This window comes from Mesorhizobium captivum, from assembly GCF_033977165.1.
In the GTDB taxonomy this organism is placed as follows: Bacteria; Pseudomonadota; Alphaproteobacteria; order Rhizobiales; family Rhizobiaceae; genus Mesorhizobium; species Mesorhizobium captivum.
The window spans coordinates 32,912-49,086 of record NZ_JAVIJB010000022.1 but is presented as its reverse complement, the minus strand read 5'-3'; the positions used below and the strand labels follow the sequence as shown (position 1 = coordinate 49,086).

The following is a 16,175-nucleotide window of genomic DNA, read 5'->3' as shown; positions in this document are numbered from 1 at the left end:
GGGTGACCGGCCGGCGATGCCGCGGACCACGCCTCCAGCGGCCAGCGTCAGAGTCGCAAGCGTCGATATCTACGCGCCGCAATGGCGAAACTTCATTTTCGTTGCGCCATTCCTGTTCTTCTTCACGACTCTGCTGCTCGTCCCGCTGCTCTGGGGCATGTGGTTGAGTTTCCACAAGGCCGACACTTTCTCGTCCGGAAACTTTGTCGGTTTCGGCAATTATATCAGGCTGTTTCACGACAAGGTGTTCCTGCAATCGGTCTGGAACACCTTCTACTTCGTGCTTCTGACGGTGCCGACGCTGGCACTGATTGGTCTTTTTCTCGCGCTTTGCCTCAACCGCCGTACCCGCACCGCCGCTGTGCTGCGGACCCTGTTCTTTTCTTCCTCGGTGCTGTCGGTCACAATCGTCACACTGATCTGGCGCATTGTGTTCATTCCGAATGTCGGCCTGCTGTCGACCATCTACGGATGGTTCGGTGCCACTGCCCCGGCTTTCATTTCCGATCCAAGCCTTGCCATGATCGGTATCGCCATTGCCACCGTCTGGTGGTGCATCGGCCTGCCGATGATGCTCTTTCTCTCGGCCCTCCAGCAGATTCCGCAGGATATTTACGAAGCGGCGGCCCTCGACAATGCCAATCGCTGGCAGACGTTACGCTCGATTACGCTGCCGTCGATCAAGCGCACCTTCATCCTGGTGGTCATCGTCCAGATCGTGCTGCAGTTCCAGCTGTTCGGCCAGGCCTGGCTGATGACGCGCGGCGGTCCCAACAACCTGACCAAGCCGATCGTGCTCTACATCTATGACACCGCGTTCCGTCGCTGGGATCTGGGCATGGGTGCGGCGGCGTCGGAAATCCTGTTCATCCTTATCCTGATCGCGGCCATGGCCCAGTACCTCGTCACACGCAACAAGGCAGATCGGACATGAGGGCTCCGGCCATTTCGATCAAAGGACGCGCATTCGGCGACCGCGTGTTGTTGTTCCTGGTCATCCTGCTTTCCATCGCCATGGTCGCGCCGGTTCTGTGGGTCATCGGCCTGTCGCTCAAGGAAAATGCCGAGCTGATGGCAAATCCGAATTCGGTGTTTCAGGCGCCCTATACGCTCAAGAACTACATCAACACCATCGGCACCTCGTCGGTATTCGTCTGGGTGTTCAACAGCATCATCGTCTCGGGCGGATTGACACTCGGAACGCTGATCCTGTCGTCGCTCGCCGGCTACGGCTTTGCGCGGCTGAATTTCCCCGGCCGAAGAATCCTGTTCGTGATCGTGCTCTTCGGTCTGGCGGTTCCGGAACAGGCGGTGCTTGTCGCCCGCCATCAGATCTTCAGCATGCTGAACTTCCACAACACCTATCACGGGCTCATTCTCCCGGGCCTGTCGGCTTCGTTTGGCGTCTTCCTGATGACCCAGTATTTCAAGGCCATCCCGAAGGAACTCGACGAAGCCGCCATGCTGGACAATGCCAGCCGGTTCAGGATTTTTTGGAAGATTCTTCTGCCGCTCACGGTGCCCGCTCAGGCAACCCTTGGAATCTTCACCTTCCTCGGCGCGTGGAACGACTACTTGTGGCCGCTTATCTCGGCAACCAAGAAGGATATGTACACGCTGACGGTCGGCATGGCCTCGACACAGACCAATTTCGCCCAGTCCGAAGGCATCGGCTTCCTGATGGCGCAGGCGGTGTTCGCCGGCGCGCCGATCCTGATCGTCTACCTGTTTTTCCAGAAATACATCGTCACGGCCGTCTCGGGCGCTGCGGTGAGATGACGAAATTGCCTGATGGCGGGGAGTGCGCCGCAGCGATTGAAGCATGAAGCCAGTCCAGCGTGGAGTGGCGCAGACTCAGTAGGAGGAACTGATATGAATGTGAAGAAAGTCCTGTTTGCGGTAGTCTCCGCGGGCACAATGATGCTCGCAAGCCCGAGCCTTGCAGCGACGGAATTGACCGTACAGCGCTTTTTCGGTGCCTGCGATGCCGATTTCGGCAGCAACACCGATGTCGCCAGGTCCGTAGGTGAATGCGGCATCATCACCTCGCTGATCAACAAGTTCAACGCCGACAATCCCGATGTGCACGTCAATGTCACCACCGTGGAATGGCCGGGCTATGACCAGCTGACCGCGCAGTTTGCTTCGGGCGATGCTCCCGACATCGTCACGATTCATGAATCCGCGCTTTCGGACTACCAGTCCAAGGGGCTGTTGATGCCGCTCGACGATCTCTTGAAGTCCGTCGGCGTCACACCCGACGCCTTCACGGACGCTGCGCGCAACGGCGCCACCAAGGACGGCAAGATCTACGGCCTGCCGATCGACAGCTGGACAATGCTCTATCATATCAACATGGATCTCTTCAAACAGGCCGGCCTCGTCAATGCCGACGGCACGCCGATCCTTCCGAAGTCGCCCGAGGAACTGCTCGCCCAGGCCGAACAGTTCAAGCAGAAGACCGGCAAGCCTTACTTCGTTCAGAACCTGGCCAATGAGACCGCACTCTACACGCGCAATCTCTACACCTATCTCTTCCAGCAGAATTCCGACTTCTTTGCCGATCCAAAGCATGTGAAGCTGAACACGCCGGAAGCCAAGAAGGTCGTCGAGATGTACAAGGCGATCTTCGACAAGGGCTACACCACCAAGGACCTCGACTACGGCGGCGCGATCAACGCCTTCCTTGCCGGTGGAGGTGGCGTGCAGCTCAACGGCACGTGGGTTGTTGGTGACAACAACGCCCAGTCCGAAACCAAGGGCACGGCCCTCAACAAGGGCGGCTATGCGGTCTACCCGTATCCGCAGCTATTTGCCGGCGCTCATGCGCAATATGCCGACGGCCACACCTGGGCGGTCTCACAGAAGGACCGCACGCCCGAACAGACCGCGGCCATCGGCAAGTTCCTGAAGTTCTTCGCGGACAATGACTTCGATTGGTCGCGCACCGGCCACCTGCCGGCCTACAAAGCCATCATCACCTCGGACGCCTTCAAGGCACTGCCGCATCGCAATACGATCGCCGCGGTCGCCGATCTCGGCAGGCCGCTGCCGTCAGCGGTGCAGCGCCAGTTTGCAATCCAGGACATTGTCGGCGAAGAGATGAGCGCTGCAATCACCGGCCAGAAGGACGTCGATGCCGCGCTTGCCGACATGGAAAGCCGCGTCAACGAATTGCTCGCCAACATTTGACCACAGGTTTCTCAAGAACTCTCGCGATGCCCGCGGCTGGAACAGTCGCGGGTATTTTTGCCCGATGGAAGCAGCACCGCTTCTTCAACGTTGACCCGCGAAAAGCCAATAAAATCAATTCCGCGGTACATCCTCCGGGCCACCATTGTCGTTATTTATCAATGCTTTATAGGGTGGCTCGCCACGCGGTTCGCCAATAGCTTCGCCAGGCATCGGTTTGCACGTCACGAGACGCACGACTCGATCCATCCCTGTACCGCCAGCCGAACCTGCGACGCCTCACGCGAATAGAGTTGGGCATGATGTCATCGTGACCCAGCACGTCCCTAAGCTGTCTCGTTGAGGCCTCTGCCTCTGCCAGGTAGACGCCAAGCGATTTCCTCAGCCAATGCTGGGTCAGGCCCTTCGGCAGACCGGCAAGCTTGCGCCAATGCGCCATCATTCCAGGCTCTCCATACGCCGTCACCAACACGGTCTCGCCGTGCTTGTCGGCGGAGTCGAGGATCTCGCAAAGCGTGGGGTTACAGGCCCGAAAAGTCGCTTGCCGCCGGTGCGCCCCTTATTCTTGGCCTGAGCGATATCAAATCCGTCGAACTGAGGCTCGACCCCGTCGATGATACCGCAACGCGTCACCCGTTGATCGCACCGCAGCCCGGCAACGTCGCCACGATTGCCAAGCCAAAGTGCCAGACCATAGCAAGTGCCAGCTGCGCTGCCGAGCGGCCAACGGTTTTCGAATTGTGCCGTCGCTTCGCGGGGCCGCCCGGCCACCCTATCGGAGTCATCAATACCGGCATTCTCACAATGAATTGGTCGCTTATGGAAAGACAACGAAAATAAACGAAACAGAATGACGGTTGCGAGGAAATGAATGACGGCGGAAGCAACAACAGAGGGCATGCATTGGATACAGGCGATCCGCGTTGACAGCCTGCCCGCCGGTGACGCCACGCGCATAGAACACAAGGGATCCTGCATCGCGATCTTCAATCTCGGCGGCAGGTTCTACGCGACAGCCGGCGTCTGCACTCACGCACATGCCTTCCTTTCCGAGGGCTACATCGATGGCCAGACAATCGAATGCCCACTGCATCAGGGACTGTTCCATATCCCGACCGGCATGCCGCTTTCGCCGCCGGTCACCGAGCGGCTGAAGACTTACGAAACCAAGGTCGCGGACGGCCACGTCCACGTCCTGGTGGAAGGAGGAGAGTAGCACTGACTTCTTCGGGACATATCCCGGGCTGAAACCAAAATATGGGAGGAAACCTTAAATGCTGAAATTATCTCGCCGTCATCTCTTGAAGACGGCCTCGACACTGACCGTGCTTGCTGCCGCCCCGCTGGCAATCGCTCCAGCGGCAGCCGAGGAATCGGTCCATTCCGTCATCAACGCGCTCATCAAGAAATACTCCGACGAGGCGAAGGCCGGAATGTCGAATGGGGACGTGAGCGCGCTGTTCGAAAAAGACGGCTTTCGCGATTACCTCGACGTCTATCCTGTCGGCGATCTCGCCGGCGGGTTTGTTTGGAAACCCGGCATGGGGGCAAGTTTCGTCGGCCCTTACAGCAAGCTCCAGATCAAGTCGCCGTTCACCGACTATCTGCCGCTTGCCGAAGGTCCGGTGCTCGATCCCAACAAGAAGTATCGCATAGGGCTGGTCTTCCATGGCTTCAACCATCCCTGGCTGATCAGCCTCGCGGATACCGCCGCTTGGGAGGCTGCGCGTCACTCCAACATCGAGCTCGAGGTGATCGACGCCGAGTTCGACGACAACAAGATGGGCCAGGTCATCGATACCTGGATCGCCAAGCAGTATGACGGAATCGTGCTTTGGCCGAACCGCGAAGCGCCGATGGGGCCGCCGGTCGATCGCGCCATCGCGGCCGGCATCCCGGTGGTAAGCCTTGACCGCCGGACCTCGTCCGAGCAGATCAGTTCGGAAGTGCTCGGCAACTTCTATGCCAACGGTCTGCAGCAAGGCCTCTATCTCAAGCATGCCGCGCCCGAGGGCAACATCATCTTCAACCGCAAGGATCTCGGCAGCACGGCGGACTCGATCCGCACCGGTGCCTTCCTGGAAGCGATTGGTAACACGCCCGGCTACAAGGTGCTCGCCAACTATCACACCAATAGCCAGCGCACATTGGCCTTCAAGTCGACCGCGGATGCACTTCAGGCCTTCAAGGATATCTCGGTATCGTTCAACACCGGCGGCGAGGAAGCCATGGGCGCACTTGATGCGATCCGTGAGGCAAACCGGCTGAACAGCGCCCCGGGCGGGAAGAAGATCGCGATCCTAGCCAATGACGACGCTCGTGAGGTGCTGAAGGAAATCAGGGCCGGCAATATCGAGATGGTGTCGCCCTACACGCCGCTGATCGGCGACATCGGCATCCGTGCCGTCGTCATGCATATTGGCGCCAAGGCAGGCCTCAACGAAGCACCGCCGAAGCTCATCATGACGCCCAACCTGCCTATGATCACCAAGGAGAAGATGAACATCGAGGGCATCGAGACGCTGACGCCGGACGAGTGGCCCTACGCCTACGGTCCGGAAGTCGCGGGCTGATCGCCAGCTCCCATGCGCCTGCCGGATTTCTCTCGCGAGGACCGGCAGGCCTTGACCGAAAAGGCAGGCGAGCACGTCATGACCATGAGTACTCTCGAAACCAAGGTCGCCTCACAGGCGCGGCCTACCGACGCTTGGCGGCACTTGAGCGTTGGCGACCTGAGCCGCGTCGCGGTGTTGATCGTCCTGCTTATTGCCGGGCAGGCGATCACACCGTCCTTTCTGTCACTCGCCAACATACATGTCACACTTCTTGCCGTAGCCGCGATCGGTATCATGGCCTACGGCATGACGCTGGTGGTGATCACCGGTGAAATCGACTTGTCCATCGCCGGGGTCGCGATTCTCTCCTGCGTCGCCGGCGGGCTTCTGATCCCGGCGGGCTCCGCAGCGCTCGTCATCGGCTGCACCTTGCTCACTGGCCTTGCCATCGGGTTGGTCAACGGCATTCTTGTCGCCGCATTGGGCATTCCCTCGCTGATAACCACGCTCGGCATGCTTGGCATCAGCCGCGCGCTTGCCAATATCTTCTCAGGCGGTCAGGCGCTCTATCCCGAACCGATCGGCGCCTATCTCTGGCTCGGTCGTGGCGAACTTGCCGGCGTTCCGGTACCGGTCGTGCTGCTCGTCGTGCTCGGCGCGGCTGCGGTCGCGCTCACCAGATACTCGATCTTCGGGCGCGCGCTCTATGCGACCGGCGGCAACGTCAAGGCCGCCGCATTGTCCGGCATCAATGTTGCCGGCGTGCGCACAGCCGTGTTCGGGATTTCCGGCGTCTGCGCCGCGCTCGCCGGCATGCTTGAAAGCGCCAGGCTGTCCTACATCAATCCGGCGGGCTTCGAAGGCGTGGAGCTTTCGGTTTTGGCGGTCACCGTACTGGGAGGCGCGGCGCTGTCCGGGGGCTCCGGCTCGATAACCGGTACGGTTGTGGCTGCCCTGATCATCGGCATCGTCAACAACCTTCTCAACCAGCTCGGTATCAGCATCTATCTGCAGCAGGTCGTGACCGCGGCAGTCATCCTCGCCGTCGTGATGCCTGGCATGTGGCAGCGGGGGATCGCGAAATGAGCGTCCTGGAACTCTCCACCCCGCGCGTCGCCCCCTTCCTGCGGGGGTTGCTGCGCGATCCCATCATCTGGCTGATCCTGCTGATCTTCGCAGTCGGTGCGCTGACGTCCGAGTATTACCTCACCGCGCTCAACATCGAAAACCTCATGCGCAGCATCGCCGTCATCGGCCTGTTGTCGCTCGGCATGACGGTGGTTCTGCTCACCGGCCGCATCGATCTGTCGGTCGCGGCGCTGATGATCTTTTCGGTCATTGTCGGCGTAGTCGTCATGGCCGAGATCGGCCCAATGCTGGGAAGCCGTTGGCTGGTGCGCGGCAACACCTATGCCGGTCCGATCGTCCCGGTCATTTTGATCGCGCTGGCGACGGGCATCGCGGTCGGCGCACTCAACGGCATTGGCGTAGCGTATTTCAAGGTCGCGTCCTTCATCATGACGCTGGTGTCGCTGACGGCCTTGCGCGGCTTCAACTATGTGCTCACCAATGGCCATCCCTATTATCTCAAGGCGCCGCTTTACAGCTGGATCGGCGACGGCAAGATCATCGGCATCCCGATCAGCTTCGTTGTCTTCCTTCTCGTCCTTCTTGCGCTCATGGGTTTCATAAACGGCAGCATGCGGGGCGGCCGCTTCTACGCCATAGGCGGCAACGAAAAAGCCGCGCTCTATGCCGGCATCAAGGCGCAGCGCTACGTGATGCTGGCCTATGCCATCAGCGGGTTGTGCGCCGCCCTTGCCGGCGTCATCTTCACCGCGCGGCTGAAGTCGGTCGATGCGCCGCTCGCGGTCGGTTATGAATTGACCGCCATTGCCATTGCCGTCATCGGCGGCACGGCGCTGGCTGGAGGCATCGGATCGCCCTGGCGTACGCTGCTGGGCAGCATTGCGTTTGCCGCTGGTCTCAACCTGCTCGCCATCTGGGGCGTCGGGACCTGGTATCAGAACCTCGCCATCGGCGTCGTTCTCATCTTGTCGGTCGGCTTGTCGAAGATGAGCCGCAAGAAAATACAAGCATAGACACTGGGAGGAGCGATTTCATGGGCGGACACCTTACGCTCGGCATCGATATCGGCACGACCAACGTAAAGGCGGCGGTTCTGGACACCAACACTGGCAAGCTGGTGGCGTCCGGCTCGCAGGAACATCCGCTGTTTCACCCGTTTCCCGGTTGGGCCGAGCAGGATGCGTCGAATTACTGGGGCGCCGTGGTCTCGTCCGTAAGGCAATGCCTGGAGCAAGGTCGCTTCGCAGATGACATCGCCGCCGTGGCGCTTTCCGGCCTGGTTGGCGTAACACTGCCGGTCAGCGACCAGGGTAAGCCATTGCGTCAGGCGATGATCTGGATGGACTCCCGCTCCGAAGAAGAGTGCGAAGACATCCGCCGCAGCGTCGGCGAGGCAACCATCAATAAGAACAACGGCAACCGAATTGCGCCCTGGTTCATTGACCCCAAGGCGCTTTGGATCAAAAAGCACGAACCGCACATCTTCAACGCCACGCACAAGTTCCTGTCGCCCTCCGGCTACTGCACCTACCGGATGTGCGGCAACTTCACGATGAACACCGGCGATGCGGGGCTCGCTTACGCCTACGAATATCGCGAGGAGCGCTGGAACGAGTCTGTCGCCAAGGCGATCGGCATCCCACTCGAGAAGCTGCCGCGGCTCTACCAATCTCACGAAGTGGTGGGCGAGGTGACCAGACAGGCGGCCGAGGAGACGGGGCTGCGGCCCGGAACCATCGTCGCTGCAGGCGGCACCGATATCAGTTCGGCAGCACTTGGCGTCGGCGTCACCAAAGCCGGCGAGGCCTATTACTCCATGGGCACGGGCTCCAACCTCGGCATCATGATCCCGACCGCGCAGAACGTCGAGGAGTACCGCATCCTGAAATGGCCGCACGTGCTGCCCGGCCTAACCATGTTCGATGGCCCGATGGCCTTTACCGGTGCATCGTTGAAATGGTTCCGCGACCAGTTCGGCGATGCCGAATTCCGTCTGGCCGAGCGCATGGGCCATAATGTCTTCGATCTGTTCACCGAGCAGGCCAAGCGCGTGCCGCCATGTTCCGACGGACTGCTGTATCTGCCATATCTCGGCAACACGTTGTCGCCCAACTGGAACAGCAATGCGTGCGGCAACTTTTTCGGCGTACGGCCAACGACGTCACGGGCGCATTTCATCCGCGCGCTGATCGAAGGCGTCGCCTTCGACCTTTACTCCAACGTTCGCATCGCCAATGCGGCCGGCGTCAAGGTCGACGGTTTGATCCTGAACGGTGGCCCGACGAAGAGCCGATTCTGGAACCAAATCACCGCCAGCGTGGTGAACCTGCCGTTGAAGACGCCCGACATCGGCGAAGCCGCCCCGATTGGCGATGCCATTCTTGCCGGCGTCGCCGCTGGGATCTACAAATCGCCGACCGAGCCTCTTGCGAGCATTGTTCGCATCAAGGAGACGATCGACCCCGATCCGAAACTGCACGAGCGTTACCAGGATTTCTTCGAAGTCTGGTCGTCGATCTACGAGAATCTGCGCGGCGACATGGATCGCCACCGTGCGCTCCTCAACAAATATCATTCGGCGTGATAGCGATGAGTGCCCTGCTGCTCGAGGTCGAATCGATCCGCAAGACATATCCGGGTGTCATTGCGCTCTCCGACGTGACCTTCGATCTGAAGGCCGGCGAGGTGCATGCGCTGGTCGGCGAGAACGGTGCCGGCAAGTCGACGCTGCTGTCGGTCATGAATGGCCTCGTCGCGCCCGACAGCGGCGAAATCAGGATCGACGGACAGCGTGTGGTTCTCAATGATCCCACGGTGGCGCTCGCCAACCGATTGGCACTGGTCCACCAGGAGCTGGTGCTATGTCCTAACCTGAGTGTTGCCGAGAACATCTTTCTCGGCCGTGAACCGGCCGGCCGTCTCGGCAGGACGCGCGCTATGCTCAACCGCATGGCGAAGGACCTGCTCGACGAAATTCATGTCAGCCTTGATCCTTCGCGGGCCGTCGGCGAGCTCAGCCTCAATGAGCAACAGATCGTCGAGATATGCCGCGCTTTGGCGAGCCGTCCGCGCGTCCTCGTCTTCGACGAGCCGACCGCCTCGCTGAACGATGACCAGGTCGGGCATCTCCTCGCCATCATTCGCAAGCTGAAGGCCAACGGCCTCGGCATCGTCTACGTGTCGCACCGGTTGAGTGAGGTGATGCAGATTTCGGATCGCGTTACCGTGCTCCGCGACGGCCACGTCGTCGCCACCCGGGACATTGCCGGCTTGAACGAGGCTGCTCTTGTCGCGTTGATGGTCGGGCGTGAACACAAGCCGGGCCAGTCCGCTTACAAAGAGAGGCGCTGTGGCGACGTCGCGCTGGAAGCAAAGGGGATCGGCAAGGCCCGCGTCTTCGACGATATTTCCCTGCAGGTGCGGGCGGGCGAAATCGTCGGCATTGCCGGATTGCTTGGCTGCCAGCGCGAATCAGTCGTGCGCGCGATCTTCGGCGCCACGTCTATCGATCGCGGCGAGATCCGCGTTCATGGACACAAGGTGCAACTGCGCTCTCCACGGGACGCCATTGCCTTTGGCATCGGCTTCATGCCTGCCGATCGCAAGCGTGAGGGCCTCGTCCTGCCGATGAGCGTTGGCGACAATATCGGAATGACGATCCTGCGTCGCCTCGGCCGCCTCGGTTTCATGAAGCGTCGGCAAAGAAACGCGACGGCCAACGGCCTGGTGCGCACATTGGCAATCAAGATCAACGGCCTGTCGCAAGTGGCGTCACAACTGTCCGGTGGAAACCAGCAGAAGATCGTCATTGGCAAATGGATCGCACGCAGCGGCGACATTGTGATCGCCGAGGACCCAACCCGCGGCGTCGATGTGGGCGCCAAGTTCGAGATATGGCGCGCCATCCAGGATCTGGCGGAAGAGGGCAAGGCAATTCTGCTGCTAACCACAGAACTGCAGGAGATGATGGATGCCTGCGACCGCATCCTCGTCATGAGCCGCGGTCGGGTGACCGGACATTTTCACCGCAAGGACTTCTCCGCGGAAGCAATCGCGCATTGCTTCGTGGCCTGACGCCGAACCGATAACGCCATGGGAACAATGAATTTTTCTTCGATGTGGCGACCCGTTAGACCTATCGCGACAAGTGCAATCTGAAGGAGGATCGGCATGCAAGGCGATAATTCCGCGAGCTATGCTGGGATCGGCGGCATCGGCAGCAAGATATGGCCGCTGACGGGACCGGAGATCATTTCACGCGACAAGCTGAAGACGCTTCGCACGCGATCCAACGGACCGGGGCTGATCAGATTGGCGGTGCATCTCACGGCCCTGGCTCTAGGCGTACTCGCCGTCTACTTCTCCGCCGGGACGCCGTGGCTGCTGATACCCGCAATGCTCGCTTATGGCATCGTCATCGTGCTGCTGTTCGCGCCCTTGCATGAATGCTCGCACGGCACCGCTTTCCATTCGCGATGGATCAACCACATCGTTGGATTTGCGGTCGCAGCCTTCACATTCCGTCCGTTTCTCTACTTCAAATACCGGCATGCCGCGCATCATACGTTCACTCAGCACGAGGACCATGATCCAGACATCGTGCCGTTTCCGACATCGCTTCGCGATTATTTCGGGCAGATAATCGGCCTCTCCTTCTGGCCGAAGCTGGTCGGCACGCTTTGGCGCGGCACGACCGGGCGCTTCACTGAGGAAGAACGCGAATTTCTGCCAAAATCGGTCTGGAAGCAGGTGATGCTGGAGATACGGCTGCTCGCCCTGCTCTATGTCGCCATCACTGCCGTCTCGATCTATTTCGCCAGCACGATCGCGCTAGTGTATTGGCTGTTGCCCCGAGTGATGGGAGAGCCCGTGCTGCGCGCCATCCGCATGGCCGAGCACACCGGCGCCGAAGAAAGTCCGAACCTGCTTGCCAATACCCGTACCACTTTGGCGAACCCGTTGCTCAGGATGCTCTACTGGAACATGCCGTTCCATGCGGAGCACCACCTCGCTTCCTCGGTGCCGTTTCATGCGCTGGGCCGGCTTCATGACGAGGTCTCGCCGCATCTTCAATGCGTCAGCAAGAGCTATTTCCACGTACATCGCGAGATCATCCGCGAGGTGCTGAGGAATGGTCGTGCCGGCGCGACGCCTGCCGGGCAGGGAGCGTGAACGGCAGTGGTGAGCGCAGGACGAAAAGCCGGCGTTGTCATCGTCGGTGGAGGACATGCTGGCGGCCGCGTCGCGGAGAGGCTGCGGCACGGCGGCTTCGTCGGACCGATCGACGTGGTCGGGGCTGAAACGGAGCTGCCTTACGAGCGGCCGCCGCTATCCAAGGGCGTGCTGACATCGGCGGGCGTACCAGCAAATGCCTATCTGCTATCGCCGGCTCGTTGGAACGAGATAGGCGTACGGTTCCATCTGGGGGCCGAGGCGATCGGCATCGACAGGCGGGAGAAGGCCGTGTCGCTCGCCGACGGAGCAAGTCTCTCCTATCGGAAACTGGTGCTGGCGACGGGATTGTCGCCCCGCCGGATCCTATCCCTCGAGCCCGTCGCGGCGCGCACGCTCTATCTTCGCTCATTCGCCGATGCGCTCATGTTGCGCAACCGCATCATACGTGGCGCGCGGGTGGTGCTTGTCGGGGCGGGGCTGATCGGCCTGGAAGTCGCCGCAAGCGCGGTCAAGCTCGGCGCGGCGGTGACGGTTCTGGAGGCCGCCGAGCGCCCCTTGAGCCGATTGCTTCCGCCCTATCTTTCGCAATGGCTCGCCGAGCTTCATGAGCGGGCAGGCGTGCGTATTCTCTGTGGCCGTCAAGTCGTTTCCTCCGAGGCGCTGGGAACCGTGGGACGCCTCCATCTCGATGACAGAACGATACTGGAGGCCGACCTTGTCCTGGTCGGCATCGGCGGCACGCCGAACGACCGGATCGGCGGCAATGCTGGCCTGCATGTCGACAATGGCATTGTCGTCAACGAATTTGGGCAGACCAATGATCCCGACATTTTCGCCGCGGGCGATGTCGCGGCTCATGAGAACCGTGTCTTCGGTCAGCGCTGGCGGCTGGAGTCGTGGAAGAATGCGGAAGACCAGGCGGCCGTCGTTGCGTCCTATCTATGCGGCAATCCATCCCCCTACAGCGAAGTGCCCTGGTTCTGGACGGATCAATATGACCTCAACGTTCAAGTCGCTGGAATGCCGGGCGCCCGAGAGCCGGCATTCGAGCGTGGCAAGCCAGGCGACCGTTCCTATCTCGCATATTTCATGGCTGGCGGCCGACTGATCGGCGCAATCGGCGTCGGTTGCGGCCGCGACATCCGCATCGCGCGCGAGATGATCAAGGCAGGCGGAAGGCCGGACGGCGCCGAACTCGTTCGCAAGGGGTTCACGCGCTTCTGCGATGAAGTCGACAGGCAAGCATCATGATCCGTTCACCCGCAGCGATCTGCTTCGAAATCCACCGGCCGCTCGCAATAGAAGAAGTGCAAGTGGCGCCGCCCGGTCATGGCGAAGCGCTCGTCGAGATCGTTGCTTCGGGCCTTTGTCACACGGACCTCACCGCGCTCGACGGCGTCAACGCGACCAGCGTCTATCCTCTCATTCCCGGGCATGAGGGTGCGGGCCGAGTGGTCGAAGTAGGCGAGGGGGTATACGATCTCAACCCCGGGGATCACGTCATTCCGCTCTATGGCCCGGAATGCAGAAATTGTCGCATGTGCATGAGCGGGCGGACCAATCTTTGCTGGACCATCAAGCCGACGCGCGACCGAGGCGTCATGCCGGACGGCACGTCGCGTTTTTCGATTGGATCGCAGCCGGTGCATCATTTCATGGGCACCTCGACCCTCTCCCGCTATACGGTCGTCCCTGAGATCGCGTTGGCGAAAATCCGTAAGGATGCACCGCTGGACAAGGTCTGCCTGTTCGGTTGCGGCGTCACGACGGGCGTAGGCGCGGCGCTGGCCGAGATCCGCGAGGGTGACGCCGTTGCCGTCTTCGGGCTGGGCGGCATTGGCATCAATGTTGTGCAAGGGGCGCGGCTCGCCGGTGCCGGAAGGATCATCGGCATCGATGTGACCGACGGCAAATCCGGAATGGCCCGCTCCTACGGCATGACCGACTTTGTCAACGCCTCACGCGAAGGCGACAAGGTCGTGCAGGCGGTTCGCGATCTCACCAATGGCGGCGTCGACGTTGCATTCGAATGCACGGGCATCGTGCCGGTCATGCGGCAGGCCTTCGATTGCTGCCAGCCGGCCTGGGGCACGGCTGTGTTGCTCGGTGTCGAGCCGCCCGGCGCCGAAATGGGATTCCCACCGGTAGGCGTCCGCTACGGCCGCACGATCCGCGGCAGCTATTTCGGTGGCGTCAAGGGGCGCAGCGGGCTGGGCAAGCTGATTGACTCTTACATGGACGGCCGGCTCGATCTCGAGCGGCAGATCACACATTGTCTGACGCTCGACGAGGTCAATCGCGGCTTCGATCTGATGCGAGCGGGAACATCGGTGCGCAGCGTCGTTCACTTCGAATGAATGGCGCGAATTCCAGTAAGGAATATGGCTACGTCTTCCGCGACCGCCATCCGGAAAGAACGGACGTCTATAGGCTCTTCGATGAGGCGAGCGCCGCCGCCCGCAGTTCACTGACATGCCGGCGCAATGTCGCCTATGGTGCGCATCCGCGTGAGGTGTTCGACCTGTTTCCGGCCGGCGAGGGGGCGCCGCTGGTGATTTTTGTGCATGGCGGCTACTGGCAGAGCCTCGACAAGGACCGTTATTCCTTCGTCGCCTCTGCGCTCGTTCGGCACGGCTTCTCCGTGGCGCTGCCAAACTATCCGCTGGCGCCGGAGACACAGATCGACGCAATCGTTGCAGGCATTGGAGCCTGCCTGCCGGCGATCCTGCGAGCCCTTGAGAAGCCCCCGGCTTTCTGGATCGCGACCGGCCATTCCGCTGGTGGTCATCTTGCTGCCACACTCGCCATGAGAAGCCTCATGGCAGGCGCGCCGCTGGCGGGCTGCGTTCCGATCAGCGGCATCTTCGATGTCGAGCCGCTGGCAGAGACGTCACTCAATGCGGCGCTTGGGCTCGATCGCGAGCGGGCCGCGGGGCTCAGCCCGATCCGCTGGCCGGTGCCGCATTGCCGGCTCGCGGCCATCGTCGGGACGGACGAGACCCAGGAGTTCCGCGAGCAGTCTCAGCGGTTCGCTTCCTATTGGAGCGGCCCGGGCCGGCACGCCGAACTGGTTCCGATGCACGGAAAAAACCACTATACGATATTGTGCGATCTGTTGGAGGAACGCTCGGAAATCGCTGGAGGAATCGTGCGGATGGCTGAGGCCTTTCGCAGGGAGACAGGTCGTGGGCGGCATTAACAAGCTTCATTTCGTCAATTTCAGCCAGCTGCGTTCCTTCTATGCGGTAGGTCGCGAGCTTAGCTTCACGAAGGCTGCCGACCTGCTCTGCATCGGCCAGCCGACGGTGACCACTCAGGTCAAAGCGCTTGAAGAAACCTATGACGTTCAGCTTTTCTTGCGATCTCCGCGCGGCCTGAAGCTGACGGATGCCGGAGAAGCGCTTCTGACCGTGGCGCGCCAGATCTTCTCGCTAGAGGAGCAGGCGGTCGGTATCTTGCGCGCCGAAGGCAATCAAATATCTGGTAAATTGCGCGTCGGCACAGTGGGCCCATTCTTTGTGATGGAGCTGCTATCGGCGTTTCACGCTAAATATCCCCTGGTGCAGGTCTCGCTTGAAAGCGGCAATTCCGACGCCGTCTATAACAAGCTCATGAACTACGAGGTGGATGTCGCCATTATCGGCCGGGACTATGACGATCCGCGTCTCGACCTCATCCAGCTCGGTCGCCATGAAGTCATCATTTTCGTCCACCGAGATCATCCGTGGGCGGGTCGGCAGCAGATCGATCTCGAGGAACTCGATGGGCAGCGGATGATTTTTCGCGAACCAGGTTCGATGACGCGTCGGGCGCTGGAGAAGATGCTGGAATTGCATCGGGTCCGACCGAACGTGGTCATGGAGATCCCGCGCGATGGAGTCCGCGAAGCGGTCGCGGCGGGCTTGGGTGCCGGCATTGTGTCAAAGACCGAGTTCCAGTTCGACGACCGGCTGACGCCATTGTCCATCGCAGACCACAAACCATTCACCGAATCCTTCGCAACGTGCCTGAAGGCGCGTCAGGGGCTTCGCCCGATCGAGGCCTTCATGAAACTTGTGACGGAAGTTTCGAACCTGAAGTTCAACCGGATGGCCGCCAACGCGCAGGAAAAGAATGAATCTCAACCATACGCGTCAGCATGACAGGTGCTTAAGGCTATCGGCG

Annotated in this window: 14 protein-coding genes; all 14 read left to right on the top strand. The window is 60.8% G+C overall.

The features are described from left to right. Positions 1–16: 16 nt before the first annotated feature. The 14 genes from RFM40_RS19235 to RFM40_RS19170 all read left to right on the top strand — a co-directional run bounded on the left by RFM40_RS19235 (position 17) and on the right by RFM40_RS19170 (position 16,153). Positions 17–934, top strand: coding sequence for a carbohydrate ABC transporter permease (locus RFM40_RS19235; RefSeq protein ID WP_320228006.1), 918 nt, complete (start codon positions 17–19; stop codon positions 932–934). After that, positions 931–1,779, top strand: coding sequence for a carbohydrate ABC transporter permease (locus RFM40_RS19230; RefSeq protein ID WP_320227964.1), 849 nt, complete (start codon positions 931–933; stop codon positions 1,777–1,779). The genes RFM40_RS19235 and RFM40_RS19230 overlap by 4 nt, the downstream gene beginning before the upstream one ends. A 93-nt stretch (positions 1,780–1,872) precedes the next feature. Then, positions 1,873–3,192, top strand: a complete 1,320-nt coding sequence (locus RFM40_RS19225) for an ABC transporter substrate-binding protein (protein ID WP_430691708.1) — start codon at positions 1,873–1,875, stop codon at positions 3,190–3,192. Positions 3,193–4,063: 871 nt separating this feature from the next. Beyond that, positions 4,064–4,408: a non-heme iron oxygenase ferredoxin subunit gene (locus tag RFM40_RS19220; protein ID WP_320227965.1), complete on the top strand. Its 345-nt coding sequence runs from the start codon at positions 4,064–4,066 to the stop codon at positions 4,406–4,408. Between the two features lie 58 nt (positions 4,409–4,466). After that, a complete protein-coding gene (locus RFM40_RS19215) occupies positions 4,467–5,765 on the top strand; it encodes a sugar ABC transporter substrate-binding protein (protein WP_320227966.1) in 1,299 nt (432 codons plus the stop codon). A 78-nt stretch (positions 5,766–5,843) separates the two neighbouring features. Continuing rightward, positions 5,844–6,833: an ABC transporter permease gene (locus RFM40_RS19210; RefSeq protein ID WP_320278024.1), complete on the top strand. Its 990-nt coding sequence runs from the start codon at positions 5,844–5,846 to the stop codon at positions 6,831–6,833. Then, positions 6,830–7,849, top strand: a complete 1,020-nt coding sequence (locus RFM40_RS19205; protein WP_320227968.1) for an ABC transporter permease — start codon at positions 6,830–6,832, stop codon at positions 7,847–7,849. The genes RFM40_RS19210 and RFM40_RS19205 overlap by 4 nt, the downstream gene beginning before the upstream one ends. Positions 7,850–7,869: 20 nt before the next feature. Continuing rightward, the gene (locus RFM40_RS19200) at positions 7,870–9,420 is read left to right on the top strand and encodes a xylulokinase (RefSeq protein ID WP_320227969.1); all 1,551 of its coding nucleotides are present in this window, start codon (positions 7,870–7,872) and stop codon (positions 9,418–9,420) included. A gap of 5 nt (positions 9,421–9,425) precedes the next feature. Continuing rightward, the gene (locus tag RFM40_RS19195; RefSeq protein ID WP_320227970.1) at positions 9,426–10,910 is read left to right on the top strand and encodes a sugar ABC transporter ATP-binding protein; all 1,485 of its coding nucleotides are present in this window, start codon (positions 9,426–9,428) and stop codon (positions 10,908–10,910) included. A gap of 96 nt (positions 10,911–11,006) precedes the next feature. Continuing rightward, entirely contained in the window at positions 11,007–12,008 is a 1,002-nt protein-coding gene (locus RFM40_RS19190) for a fatty acid desaturase (protein ID WP_320227971.1), read from the top strand. A 9-nt stretch (positions 12,009–12,017) separates the two neighbouring features. Next, positions 12,018–13,262 (top strand): NAD(P)/FAD-dependent oxidoreductase, encoded by a 1,245-nt coding sequence (locus RFM40_RS19185; RefSeq protein ID WP_320227972.1) that lies wholly within the window; start codon positions 12,018–12,020, stop codon positions 13,260–13,262. Continuing rightward, positions 13,262–14,368 carry a zinc-binding dehydrogenase gene (locus RFM40_RS19180; RefSeq protein ID WP_320228008.1) on the top strand — a complete coding sequence of 369 codons (1,107 nt, stop codon included), beginning with the start codon at positions 13,262–13,264 and terminating at the stop codon, positions 14,366–14,368. Before RFM40_RS19185 ends, RFM40_RS19180 begins: the two co-directional genes overlap by 1 nt. After that, entirely contained in the window at positions 14,284–15,210 is a 927-nt protein-coding gene (locus RFM40_RS19175; RefSeq protein ID WP_320278023.1) for an alpha/beta hydrolase, read from the top strand. Before RFM40_RS19180 ends, RFM40_RS19175 begins: the two co-directional genes overlap by 85 nt. Beyond that, complete coding sequence (locus RFM40_RS19170) at positions 15,197–16,153, top strand: LysR substrate-binding domain-containing protein (protein ID WP_320227974.1); 957 nt, start codon at positions 15,197–15,199, stop codon at positions 16,151–16,153. Before RFM40_RS19175 ends, RFM40_RS19170 begins: the two co-directional genes overlap by 14 nt. Positions 16,154–16,175: the final 22 nt, after the last annotated feature.

Bases quoted from the DNA above. Each gene is read 5' to 3' on its own strand.
- RFM40_RS19220 (WP_320227965.1), top strand. From the start codon at position 4,064: ATGACGGCGGAAGCAACAACAGAGGGCATGCATTGGATACAGGCGATC.
- RFM40_RS19195 (WP_320227970.1), top strand. From the start codon at position 9,426: ATGAGTGCCCTGCTGCTCGAGGTCGAATCGATCCGCAAGACATATCCG.
- RFM40_RS19225 (WP_430691708.1), top strand. From the start codon at position 1,873: ATGAATGTGAAGAAAGTCCTGTTTGCGGTAGTCTCCGCGGGCACAATG.
- RFM40_RS19190 (WP_320227971.1), top strand. From the start codon at position 11,007: ATGCAAGGCGATAATTCCGCGAGCTATGCTGGGATCGGCGGCATCGGC.
- RFM40_RS19205 (WP_320227968.1), top strand. From the start codon at position 6,830: ATGAGCGTCCTGGAACTCTCCACCCCGCGCGTCGCCCCCTTCCTGCGG.
- RFM40_RS19200 (WP_320227969.1), top strand. From the start codon at position 7,870: ATGGGCGGACACCTTACGCTCGGCATCGATATCGGCACGACCAACGTA.
- RFM40_RS19235 (WP_320228006.1), top strand. From the start codon at position 17: ATGCCGCGGACCACGCCTCCAGCGGCCAGCGTCAGAGTCGCAAGCGTC.
- RFM40_RS19215 (WP_320227966.1), top strand. From the start codon at position 4,467: ATGCTGAAATTATCTCGCCGTCATCTCTTGAAGACGGCCTCGACACTG.
- RFM40_RS19210 (WP_320278024.1), top strand. From the start codon at position 5,844: ATGACCATGAGTACTCTCGAAACCAAGGTCGCCTCACAGGCGCGGCCT.
- RFM40_RS19230 (WP_320227964.1), top strand. From the start codon at position 931: ATGAGGGCTCCGGCCATTTCGATCAAAGGACGCGCATTCGGCGACCGC.